8 protein-coding genes are annotated in these 12,043 nt (G+C 37.6%); all 8 read right to left on the bottom strand.

Annotation, left to right across the window (positions count from 1 at the left end; translation table 11 throughout):
• Position 1: 1 nt before the first annotated feature.
• Positions 2-1,216 carry a hypothetical protein gene (locus tag WC623_RS21085; RefSeq protein WP_372854839.1) on the bottom strand — a complete coding sequence of 405 codons (1,215 nt, stop codon included), beginning with the start codon at positions 1,214-1,216 and terminating at the stop codon, positions 2-4.
• A gap of 8 nt (positions 1,217-1,224) precedes the next feature.
• A complete protein-coding gene (locus WC623_RS21080; protein WP_372854837.1) occupies positions 1,225-2,574 on the bottom strand; it encodes a glycoside hydrolase family 2 TIM barrel-domain containing protein in 1,350 nt (449 codons plus the stop codon).
• An 11-nt stretch (positions 2,575-2,585) separates the two neighbouring features.
• A complete protein-coding gene (locus WC623_RS21075; protein WP_372854835.1) occupies positions 2,586-4,220 on the bottom strand; it encodes an FAD-dependent oxidoreductase in 1,635 nt (544 codons plus the stop codon).
• A 14-nt stretch (positions 4,221-4,234) separates the two neighbouring features.
• Complete coding sequence (locus tag WC623_RS21070) at positions 4,235-5,818, bottom strand: RagB/SusD family nutrient uptake outer membrane protein (RefSeq protein WP_372854833.1); 1,584 nt, start codon at positions 5,816-5,818, stop codon at positions 4,235-4,237.
• Between the two features lie 12 nt (positions 5,819-5,830).
• Positions 5,831-9,052, bottom strand: a complete 3,222-nt coding sequence (locus WC623_RS21065; RefSeq protein WP_372854831.1) for a TonB-dependent receptor — start codon at positions 9,050-9,052, stop codon at positions 5,831-5,833.
• 21 nt (positions 9,053-9,073) lie between these two features.
• Entirely contained in the window at positions 9,074-10,195 is a 1,122-nt protein-coding gene (locus WC623_RS21060; protein ID WP_372854829.1) for a FecR family protein, read from the bottom strand.
• Positions 10,196-10,246: 51 nt separating this feature from the next.
• Positions 10,247-10,828: an RNA polymerase sigma factor gene (locus WC623_RS21055; RefSeq protein ID WP_372854827.1), complete on the bottom strand. Its 582-nt coding sequence runs from the start codon at positions 10,826-10,828 to the stop codon at positions 10,247-10,249.
• Positions 10,829-10,934: 106 nt separating this feature from the next.
• Complete coding sequence (locus tag WC623_RS21050) at positions 10,935-12,041, bottom strand: SGNH/GDSL hydrolase family protein (RefSeq protein ID WP_372854825.1); 1,107 nt, start codon at positions 12,039-12,041, stop codon at positions 10,935-10,937.
• Between the last annotated feature and the right edge of the window lie 2 nt (positions 12,042-12,043).

Raw genomic sequence — 12,043 nt, 5'->3', positions numbered from 1 at the left:
TTTACTTTCCAACTTTAATGTCTACGGTTATAAATCCTGTATTAGCATTTGCAGATCTTGATTTAACTATTAGCACACCATATTTGTTGCCAGCTGTTTTAAACACAATCACATTCCCGTTAGCCATTCCACCTGACGTTTCCGAAGCGACAACAAGAGAGTTTTCATAAAGGGCTGTGATATCAGCAGTTGAACTGATCAAATCAAAATCATTCTGTGAAAATACAATTTTCTTGATAAGAGTTTTATTTCTTGTTAACCAATTTGCCATTGCGTCTGCCCCATAAGCAGCAACGGTATAAATATTATCCGATACACTTGCTAAAGTAGGCGAAGTGATATTATAACTATTTGTTGAACCGCTGTAAAAAACTGACAGATCAATACTTGCCGATATTTGTGCTGAACCAGCTGTAGGATAAACCTGACCGGTAGCTGCATTGAAGAATGGACCTGCAGTGGTACAACGTTGAGCTCCCAGGTTAAGATTAGGGTAGACATTAAAATCTACAACCTGAGAACGTTTTACAGCCAGAGTAAAAGGTTGTCTGACCAGGTTCCCCATGACATCCATTACCTCTATGTAGAACTCCAGTGTTTTATCTACATCAGTAGCTAAAGGATGATAAGTAAACTGATAAGTATCCTCTTTTGGATTATTAAAGCTCGTTTTGCTTAAAGCAGGCACTTCTACCTGGTTGAGGAATGTCTTGATATACCGGAAATCGTATTCTGATTTAACAGAGATATTGAAATCAGCAGTTTCAGTATCTTTAATTTCAACAGGAGCTGTACTTGGAATAACGACACTGATGTTAGCGGGAGCAGATTCAACATACACTACAAAATCTTTCTCTACCACCTCTCCTTCTTCACTTGAAACTTTCAGTTTAAAAATCAGGCTTTTCCCAACCTCAGGTATGGAAACTTTGTATACATGTTTTAAATCTACCTGATTTGTGGCACCTGCTGTAACTAATTTAAGACTGCTCCCATCAAGTATAAGCTCTGCGTCTTTAATCTTTAAAGCACTTGCAGAAGTGATGCTCAAATCGAAATTTATCTCTTTAGAAGAGTTGACTATATACGGGAGCGCCACATTCTGTGTAACCTTTACAGAAAACTGATTCGGTTGTTGTTCCTTATTGTCTTTTTTACAAGCGACGAAGCCTGTTATCAATAAGAACATAACAATTTTTAATAATTTGTATCTCATGATCAATACTAATTAACGTAAAATGGAATTACTGCACTTGCGACTTTCTTATGGGCGTCATCATTTACAAAAACAATTAACCGATATGCACCGGTTTCATTTGGCGCCGTGAAAGAAATATTTGCCGAAGTATTATTGGGAATAAGACCAGCAATACCATCCGGAAGACTTCCATCAGCTGCCGCTGTTTTCTCTTTAACGATTCTCCAGGAGTAAGTCAGCGGATCATTATCCGGATCTGTCGCTACAACTGTTGCTGTATGTGCAGAAGCTTTAGCAACCATAATGTTATCCTCTGCTTTCTTACCATCCATTAAAACCTGGTTCCTATCCTGAATTATAGGTGCCCTATTAGAAGGATAAGCTCCTGTCCAGGCAAACTGCATTGCATCTACAGCAGGAAAAGTGTAACCCTTCTTATCAAAAAAACCGTACCATGTCAATACTTCACCATGTGTTTGATAGCCCCATAAGAATACAAAAGATCCGATACAGCCTTTAGATTTATTGGCCAGAATATTATCCTTATAAGCTTGCTGATAGACATCAGCTTTTTCTGTACTCGTCTGCTCAACCAAACCACCCCAGCTAAGTATTCTTGTAGGTTCTGGCGCCATTTGCCAGGTACCTCTCGGTCCATATTCAGTAATCATATATGGCTTTTGCCAATTGGCTGTAGTCAGGTTACCCAACACTCCTGGTAAATTAGGTGCATACGTGTTTACAGAAAGGATATCGATATTTGGTGCAAGGTTGATGATATTCTTGATATGATCAACATTAGAACTAGCTAATGCAGTTGTAGTAGGATGATTCGGATCTATCTGATGAATAAATGTAGCAATTTCATTGATCGCAGACCATAGCTTAACATTAGTATAACTAGCTTCTGCTTCATTTCCGATAGACCAGCATAAAATTGCAGGATGGTCTTTGAACCTGATGATATCCTGCTTCATCTTTTCGAGCTGCTGACTGACTGCCGTTGCATTATTATAATCGAATCCGTCAGTTTCTCTTCCAATATAAAGCCCAAAATTCACATATAAACCTGCAGCATAGGCTCTATCGAGAACTGTTCTTGTCGTATCATTAACTCCATAAGTTCTAATGGTATTTGCTCCATAATTTATTGCACGTTCAGAGAATTTATTAGTGGATACACCTTTGATGTAAAATTCAGCACCATTTACCTGCATTTGCCATTGTCCGGCCACTTTAGACAGGCTAACCTTTGCTGGTGGATCCATAAATGTTTCTTCGAACGAATTTTTAGGTATTGGATAATCGTAATTATCCTTACATGCACCTGCTGTTAATACCAGGAGCAAATAAAAGATGATCGAATGACTTTTCATATCGAAATAGGTTAATTGGTTTTGATGATCTGATTTAATCCTTCTAGTTTCTTCGCCAGATCAGTATATGAAACATCCTGAACAGCGACATTACCATCTATTGCCATCGCAGCTGCAACAGCAGCTGACTGGCCAAGAACCATGTAAACAGGTTCCATTCTTATCGAGCTATAGGCTACGTGAGATGAAGACAAACATATAGGTACTAAAAGATTGGTACATTCGTTTTTCTTTGGTGTAATTGCATAATAGCTAATTGGATATGGCACAACAGCTTTAAAAATAGTCCCTTCAAAGCGCAATTTTCCTTCGCCATCCAACACTTTAGATACATAGTGGCAGTCTAAAGCATAAGAACCCAAACCGACAGCATGTTCTGCATTCTGTCTGTTCTCTTTGCTGATATTTTTTTCGACCATGACATATGTTCCCTGCATTCTTCTGGCCTCTCTAACATAAATCTGGTAAGGAAAATTACCTGTGTCAGCAAACTCATCTTTAGGCAAACCCCAGTTGCTCATTTCATTTCTGACATGCTCTGGAACCCTTGGGTCGTTTTCCAGGAACCATAACATTCCTAAAGCATAATCTTTGTGCAGTTGTTCCAGTTCTTTTCTCTTCTCATAGCTTCCCTCTGCATAATCATAGCTGGCACCAAAGAAATCCAAATGGTTGGTATCAGTTTTACGGTTTGGCATTGGCGTTAAGGTAATGATCTTTTGCAGCTCTAAATCTGGATTTAATTTCAACTGTCTGGCCAACACCTCATACCATAATGGATTATAGTTTGCAGGTTTCTGAATTTTTATTCTATTCGCCGGATCATCAGTTAAAGTAAGTCTGTAGCAATAAGCTTGTACCTTCTTATCCTTTGCACCTTGTTTACTTGGTATTCTTTTATCGATATAAGGCAGCAAACCAGAGTTTTTATCACCCTCGATTACATATGGGTCTATTTTGGTTAAATCAGCTCCTTTTTCATAATTGATCCTGTAGCCATTTAAGGTCTCTCCATAAGTATCATTTGATTCTCTGCCTACGGTATAAGACACACGAGCATTAGCCATAAGGTCACCTTCGTATGTGGCGTCTACAAATACCTTAGCCTCGATTGACTTACCACTTTCCATTTGAATGCCTACAATTTGCTTTCCTTTCTTTTTTAAGCCACCTTTTAATTTTAAACGTTCATTATGCCATACTTCAACATTTGATTCTTTCAACATTTCTAGCATAATCCTTTCTGCAATTTTCGACTCATATACCCACTGCATTTTACGTTCTTCATTTTTACCTTTATAGGTTCTTTTGAGCGATTTGATGAAGAATTCATCACGATTCTGATTTACCCAGGCTTCTGGCTTTAAGTAGTAATTATACAAGCGCTGATAGAATTCTCTTGTCAGTCCGCCCACTACTTCATTTCTGTTCATATCTGTAGCAGTTAAGCCTGAAGTCACCAAGCCACCTACATGGTTGTTCTTAGAAACCAATACCACTTTTTTGCCTAATCGACCACTCTGTATAGCAGTAATTACACCCGATGCCGACTCCCCATATACACATATATCGTAGGTATTCGGATTATTAAAAGCATAAGTATTAAATGAAGTAAGTAATAGAATTATATAAATGATCTGTTTCATATCTTGATTTTAATTTAGTTGTATCCTGGATTTTGCGGGAAGTTATTGGCTCCCATATTAATAATTTCTGCTTCTGGAATTGGCCATCTTACAAAGTGTGGATTTGCTGGCAGGTTAACACGTCCGGTTACAGAAGTTGATATTTCCGGATCACCTGCATAATTTTTAACCTGAGAGATGAGGATTCCCAATCTTTTCAGGAAATACCATCTATCACCTTCAAAAGCAAGCTCTCTGGCCTGTTCATCAATGATATCTTTGATAGTTAATGAACCTGTAAACTCATCATTACCAGCTCTTTTCCAAACTTTATTAAAGTATTCCTTTGCTAAGGTTTGATTGCCTTTCATCAGTGCAGCTTCGGCTCCTATGATATAGGTTTCGGCAAGACGATAGATGATCAGGTCTTTATAACTACGCGTCTCCGATGGTGTACGTGTCCAGATGTCTCCATATTTTGTACATCCAGGATAAACCAATCTGTTTTTGTTACCACTTTTGTATAATGGAAAATAGTCACCAGGATTAACCGTCACACTACCATATGGAATAGCCTTAGGCGTGGTGTTTTTATATTTATGGATATAGAAGGAATTATATCGTTTATCCTTAAGCGGGTTATACAGAGAGAATAGATAAGGACTAGGTAAGCATCTACCATAAGTATAGCCCCAATTCTCATAACTACAAGCATATTCTGCCGTTCCTCCAATTTCTGTTCTATAAGAAGCGATAAAATAAGCTGAGAAATAATTCCCCAAAGGCGTGGTATTAGATAAATTTCCGCCTGGATTCTTGCTCCATTGCTGCACCATTAATGCTTCACTATGGTTCAGATCTGCCGCGTTAAAAACACTATCCAACGACACCAATCTGTACTGTCCGAATTTATCGATTTTATCAACCTGATCTAGTACCGTATCCCAATCTTTGGCCCATAATGCAGCTTTAGCTTTCATATGTCTTGCTGCGGCCTGATTAAACCTTCCTGGCTCTGAGGATTTCCAGGGTAAGTTTTCAATAGCATAATTTAAATCACTATACAAAAGATCAAAAACCTCAGCATTGCTGGCTGCTTTATAATTTTTAGGCGCATCTACGTTTTCCCATGTTGTAGGAACTGTATTAAGCCAGATCCTGTCATAAGTTCTGTATAGTAAGAAATATGCCTGTGCCCTAAAGCATTTCGCCTCTGCAATTGTAGCCTTCAATCCATTCGTTTCAGGAAGTTTTTCACCCGCACTGATAATCTCATTTGCCTTACCAATAATCTGATACATTGTACGCCACATGTGGGCTACCTGTGAAGATGATGGCCTAAGGTTGTTGGCATCGTAAATACCAAAGTAGTTTCCTGTTCCACCGTTAGTTACCGACAGGTCAGTACCTCTTTCCAAAGCAAAAATTGTGGCATTCTCTGTGTCATTTGCATAACTGCGTAACAGTGCATAAACAGCACTCGTAGCTAATTTTAATCCACCTTCAGTACTATAGATGTAATCAGCTGAGTACTTTGTCAGATTTTCCTCTTCTAATACTTTAGAACAGGATATCATTGTTGCTGACAACAATAAAACATAAAATATACTTCTTTTCATAATTCCGTTCGTTTAGAATGAAAAATTAATTCCGAATAATAAGGTCCTTGGCTCCGGATACTGCCCAGGATTTTGTTCTGGTCCATAAGCCTGAACATCAGTCATGGTCCATACATTGCTCATGGTACAGAACAATTTTAAATTGTCGAGCTTAACTTTCTGTATCAATTTTTCGGGCATGTTATAAGCCAGGGAGATATTCCTCAATTTTAGATAATCTGCTTTCTCGTAAGCACCAGAAGCCAAAAATGCAGGAGCTTGTACCATGTTTGGAGCTGGTGCCGAATTTGAAGGATTATGTATGGTCCAATAGTCTCTACGGATACCGTTTCTTTTTCCAGTCAAATCTCCACCCGTTTCGAAAGTAGCCAGATAAGAATTATAACGATAGCCGCCAGTGAGGTAATAGAAATCCAGCGATAGACTTAGGTTTTTATAATCAAAGCTGGTAATGAATGAAGTCAGCCATTTCGGATCTCTTTGGATAATCACCCTGTCATCAACTGAAATTACATTGTCACCATTTATATCACCAACCTTTACCCCGCCCGGTTTAGCACTTGGCATAGCCGATCCTGCAATATTATCCGACAACTGCCAGATTCCGTCAAAACGATAATCATAATACACGTTCATGGATTCACCGATGAACCATTTGTTATTTAAATCGTTTTTAGGAAGGCCATTCGCATCTAAAGAACCATCAATTTTCTTAATCTTATTCCTGTTAAGCGTGAAATTCACACTCATATTCCATTTAAAGTCTTTGTTTTCTATGATAGCTCCATTTACACCAATCTCTACACCTCTGTTCTGTACATGGCCCAGATTAACCAATTGGGTTTGATATCCAGTGGTTGTAGCCAAAGAACGTTCTACCAGTAAATCAGTAGTCTGTGTATCATACAATTCAATGGAACCATTAAGTCTGCCATTAAAAAAACCATAATCAATACCCAAATTGCTTGATGTAGAAGTTTCCCATTTTAGTTTTGGATTTCTCAATTGTGAATCTGGCAGATACCCCACCTGTGTGTCATTTCCGAATTCAATCAGGTAACGATCAGCCAATCCCAGCGTGGTGTATGGACTAATCCCCTGATTACCCACCTGCCCATAGCTCAATCTCAGTTTTAAATCTGATAGAAATTTAACATCCTTTAAAAAAGACTCCTCTTTAAGTCTCCATGCAACTGCGGCCGCAGGAAAATAGCCATACTTATTGTTAGCTCCGAAAACAGAAGAACCATCCACCCTTAAAGACAAAGTCACCAGATACTTACTATCAAAATTATACCTTGCCCTTCCCATATAAGACAGTAACTTCCTATCCGACATTTCATAGGCCATTACCGCATAAGTTTTGGCAGAACTAATGGCATTATACGATAGGTCGTCGTTAGCAAAACCAAAGCCAGTATTGCCAACTCTTTTCCATTGGATTCCGTTGATACTGGCCATGGCTGTGGCATCAAAATGATGCTTATTGATATCCTTATTGTAATTTAGAATCCCTTCTACCACATAATCATTATAAGTGCTTTCCGAAACTGTTGCTTCACCTCCATTATTTCGTCCAGTGGTATGTTTTAGTCCTAAATAAGTGTTATCCTGTACCTTTCTGTTGTTTAAACTAGTATTTAGTCTAAAAGAAAAATCTTTGTTGATCTTCCAATCGCCAAAAAGATTAATATTCACCCTGTCCGTGATGCTGTTATTTACGGAATTATCGATATTCCAAAGCGGATTATAATGTGACTCTCCTGCTTCAGTTACATCCTCTCTCATAGAACCATCATCATTATAAACCTTTGACAATGGGGGCATTGTGATAAAGGAACTAAAGCTTCCATCAGCAATGTTTCGATATGATTTGGTATAGGAAATATTTGTACCAACCGAAATTGCTTTGGATAGTGTTTGATCGACATTCAATCTACCCGTGAAGCGTTTAAAGTCTGAGGAGGGCACCAGACCATCCTGATAAAAATGTCCCAGCGACAATGCATATTTTGTCTTTTCACTTCCTGATTGGATCAGTACATCATTTTTATTCTGATAAGCAGTACCAAGCATTACATCTTCCCAATTCACATATTCTTTAGAGCGGTATACATCACGCATTAAGCCTCTAAAAGCCTCTTCTTCATCATAATAACCATAAGCATTATAAAAAGCTTCTTTTCTATAAGCTGCCCATTGTTCACCGTCATAAAACTCAAAGTTTCGATAAAGGTTTTGTGCCCCTGCATAAGAATTTACATTTACTTTAGTTTTTGAAGATATACCTCTTTTTGTGGTCACCAGGATCACTCCATTTGCTGCTCTGGCACCATAAATTGACTGAGCAGAAGCATCTTTTAAGATTTCAATTGAGGCAATTTCATTGGCATTGATATCATCAATACTTACTGTAGGTATACCATCAACAATATATAAAGGATCATTACCTGCTGAAAGAGATCTTCTACCCCTGATGAGAATGCTAGAACTTCCACCAGGGGATGCATTACCAGCAGTAACCTGTACACCTGTAGCTGCTCCCCTTAACATTTCTGCAATGCTGGTCGTTGGCATTTTATTGATTTGGGCAGAAGTTACAGACGATACGGAACCCGTTAAATCTTTACGCTTTTGTACACCATAGCCTACTACAACAATCTCGTTCAAGTACTGATCGGCCTCAACCAATTTCACTTCATATTCAAGCCTTTCATCCAGCTTCAGTATCTGAGTAGTAAAACCCAACATACTTAGGTTCAGCTCTGTATCACTATCAGTCACTTTGATAAAAAACCTACCGTCGTTATTTGTCAAAGTCACCGCATTAGATACATTTGTCCTGATAGTCACATTGGGCAAAGGTTTAGTTTGCTCATCTACTACCCTTCCATTTATTACCTTATCCTGAGTAGATTTTTCCTTTAGTTTCTTGATGATAACGGTGTTGTCTTTAATGACATAAGTTACTGATGAATTGGCCAGAACATGACCTACTACTTTATCGACAGTAACACTTTTGAAAGTTCCACTTACTTTCTTGTTTTCATTTAAATCAAGTGTTGAATAAATGAATTTCAAGCCAGTTTTCTGGTTCAATTCTTTAAACACTTCTTTAATGGTGGTGTTGCTGAACGAAATGGAAATTGTCTGCTGATTAGCTAATGCCTGACTGGCATTTAAAAAACCGACAAGGACCAACAAGCACAGTGGCCTGGATAGATAATTTTGCATCACAAGGGTATATTTAGTTTGTTATTTTATATAAATCTTTCCACCACTACGTTTATAGCTTACGTTGTTGGTCATTTCGATCATTTTCAGTTCTTGTTCAACATCTTCATACCTGCTGATCATACCAGTAATCGGGATGTCTTTAATGGCGCGATCTACTATAATCTCTACACCATACCAGTCGGCCAATTCTGCCATTACATCGGACATTTTCTCATTTTCAAAATAGAATAATCCTTTATGCCATGCTTCTACTTTATGTCCGTCTGTAGATTTGGTAATTAAAATCCTTGGATCATTACTTTGTAAAGAGGCTCTCTGATCTGGCTTCAGTATTACAGCTGTATTATAATTGTTATGAGTTAACCTAACCTTTCCTTCTAATAAGAGGACATCCTCATCCTTATCAAAGGAATTAACAATAAACTTTGTTCCCAATACCTCGATGGTCTGTAATGCAGTCTTAACTACAAAGGGTATATAATGATCGGCAGTTTTTATTTTTTGCACATCAAACAACACTGTTCCCTCTATCTTAACAATACGTTTACCATTCGACACAGGAAGTATTTCTAAAGTCGACTTTGGGTTTAACCAAGCCCGGGTTCCATCTTGCAATTGAAAAGCAAATATCCGACTGGTGGGGTTCTTAATGAGGTTGATATCCTGACTATCCTTGGAATCTCCTGATAGTACAAATACTTTCTCTCCATTGTCTTCTATTTTAAGCGCTTTTTTATGGAGACGACTATCATTCAGATCATAGCTTTTCCCATCATTAAGCACGATAACAGGTGAACTGCTGTCGTTCATGGCGAGTGTATATGCAGTTTGATTAGCTGGAGCAAAATAATGCTGATAGATGAAGGTAGCTGAAAGACCAATTAATGCCAGGCAAGCAGCTACTTTTAAATAGTTAAATCGACGACGAGGGGCCAACTTTACTACACTACCCCTAATTCTCTCATTTATAGCAGATTTAATTTCCGACTGGATCGCTGTAAGTTTTTCTGGAGCTACAACTTCATCTGGAATAGAATCATAAAAATAATCTACAAGATTATTCTGTTCAGCAGTAGTTTTTCCTTTCAGGTATTTGTCGAAAATCGACAAAAATCTATTTCGAATAGATTTGTTTGACATACAGGTTCGGTTTATAAATGGTCTTATAACTACTTGTCGTAGAAAGTACCCTTATCTCCCAAAAAAAAGTAAAAAATATGTAAACAGTGCATTCCGAAGTAATAACTTCAGCTCAAAAGACGAGTTAAGCAATTGATTTTGAACAGTTTTAACCGACACTCCTAATTGTTCTGCAATTTCTTTATTTGAGAGGTCTTCTTCGTATTTTAATCTAAAAATCTCTCTTCTCTTACGCGGAAGTGTTTCTGTCCATTGTCTGAGCAGACTAAAAAACTCTTTCGAAATAAGCTGAGAATCAGCATCACTGCTATCACGTATCTGTTCAATAAAATTATCGATCTCTACAAACTTATATTTGGATCTGCGGAACTCATCGATCACTTTAAACTTTACCGACTGCATTAAATAGGCTATTACATTATCGATGTTGCGCTCCGTCCGCTTATTCCAAAGATCTACAAAAACCTCCTGAACAATATCTTTTGCCAGGTCTTCGATCTTTAATTTGCTATAAGTTTTAATGTATAACTCTTCCCAGGTTCTTCCATACAATTCATCGAATGCTCTATGGTCCCCTTCCTTAATGTATAAGAAGAGTTCTTCTAACGTATATGAAACAAACTGCGGGTCCATCTTTTATGATGCCAGATTTAGATTTGGTTATAACAATATTATAAAAGATTAAATTAATATCAAAACACAAAATCCCCACATTGCTGTGAGGATTTTTAAATGAGCACTACTTAGTTATCTTTTTAATCAGCTTTTCATAAGCCTCAGCATACTGCATCATCCCTAAATCGGAAGGATGTATACCATCTGCAGTACTATCGATATTCAGCCCTATTTCTTCGGCAGTTAACAAGTGTATGTTCTTAACTCCTTCCCGTTTCATATGGATAAACAACTCTTTCATTAAAGTATTAATCTTTAAAAAAGGCTTTTGTCTATCTACATTTACTAAGGAAATTGTAGCATCAGCATGTTCAGTAAGTATAATTGGTGTTTGCTTATGTTTTAGCCTGATCATCTGAACTGCCTTTAAGATTTTTTCTTTTACTTCAGCTTCAGAGAAAATCATCAGGTTGGGCAAACAATCCAGGATAAAAACTGAAGCCTCCTTTTCAGCGATCAAACTTGTAATCTCTGGTTCCAGTCTACCATTTCCTGAAAAACCCAGATTGATCACAGGGACATTTAATTTTCTGTTAAGAATATTGGTCCAGGCCATCCCTGCTCTGGATGCTGAAGAACCTTGCGCTATAGAGGTTCCGTAAACAATAATTGGTTTTGATTGCTTATCTGACAAGGTTTGAAAAGTTGAGTTCTTATCAATTCCGATTTCAAACCACTTAGGTGTATTGTATAAAGGCAAATAAATTCTATATGTTTTAACAGATTCAGGATAAAGATTATCAAAATTGATTGAAACCGTATCACTTTTAAATGAAAGGTACTGTCCTTTTACCCATTTCCATTTATTGTCTTTAGTGAGTGCATATAAGTCAACTCCACTAACCCCAGTGGCTGGCATCTGATTTAAAGCCAAACGTTCTTTCAAGCCATATTTTACTTTGATGTCTTTTGCATCTGTTGTAAAACTGATGTATAACCCTGCTGAGTTATTTGAAAGTTTCCAGACTTCTTTTCTCACTTGCGATTCAGCAGAGGCAGGAAGTCTGTCGTAACGGTTTTTAACAGTGTTAGACCAGGCCTGTCCTTCTATAATAAAGTCTGTTTCTTTCTCAGGATTATACCATCGTATCTCCTGTGCAGAAGAACTATAGCTTAACATTGTCAAGAAGGCAATTGCTAATAAATCTTTTATGATTTTATATTTTAACATTT

It is taken from the genome of Pedobacter sp. (genome assembly GCF_041645105.1).
Lineage (GTDB): Bacteria > Bacteroidota > Bacteroidia > Sphingobacteriales > Sphingobacteriaceae > Pedobacter.
Note: the sequence above shows the minus strand (reverse complement) of the source record. Positions and strands in the feature narration are given on the sequence as shown.

Excerpts from the sequence above, each read along its gene's own strand:
- WC623_RS21085 (WP_372854839.1), bottom strand. The coding sequence starts at position 1,216 with ATGAGATACAAATTATTAAAAATTGTTATGTTCTTATTGATAACAGGC.
- WC623_RS21080 (WP_372854837.1), bottom strand. The coding sequence starts at position 2,574 with ATGAAAAGTCATTCGATCATCTTTTATTTGCTCCTGGTATTAACAGCA.
- WC623_RS21075 (WP_372854835.1), bottom strand. The coding sequence starts at position 4,220 with ATGAAACAGATCATTTATATAATTCTATTACTTACTTCATTTAATACT.
- WC623_RS21070 (WP_372854833.1), bottom strand. The coding sequence starts at position 5,818 with ATGAAAAGAAGTATATTTTATGTTTTATTGTTGTCAGCAACAATGATA.
- WC623_RS21065 (WP_372854831.1), bottom strand. The coding sequence starts at position 9,052 with ATGCAAAATTATCTATCCAGGCCACTGTGCTTGTTGGTCCTTGTCGGT.
- WC623_RS21060 (WP_372854829.1), bottom strand. The coding sequence starts at position 10,195 with ATGTCAAACAAATCTATTCGAAATAGATTTTTGTCGATTTTCGACAAA.
- WC623_RS21055 (WP_372854827.1), bottom strand. The coding sequence starts at position 10,828 with ATGGACCCGCAGTTTGTTTCATATACGTTAGAAGAACTCTTCTTATAC.
- WC623_RS21050 (WP_372854825.1), bottom strand. The coding sequence starts at position 12,041 with ATGTTAAAATATAAAATCATAAAAGATTTATTAGCAATTGCCTTCTTG.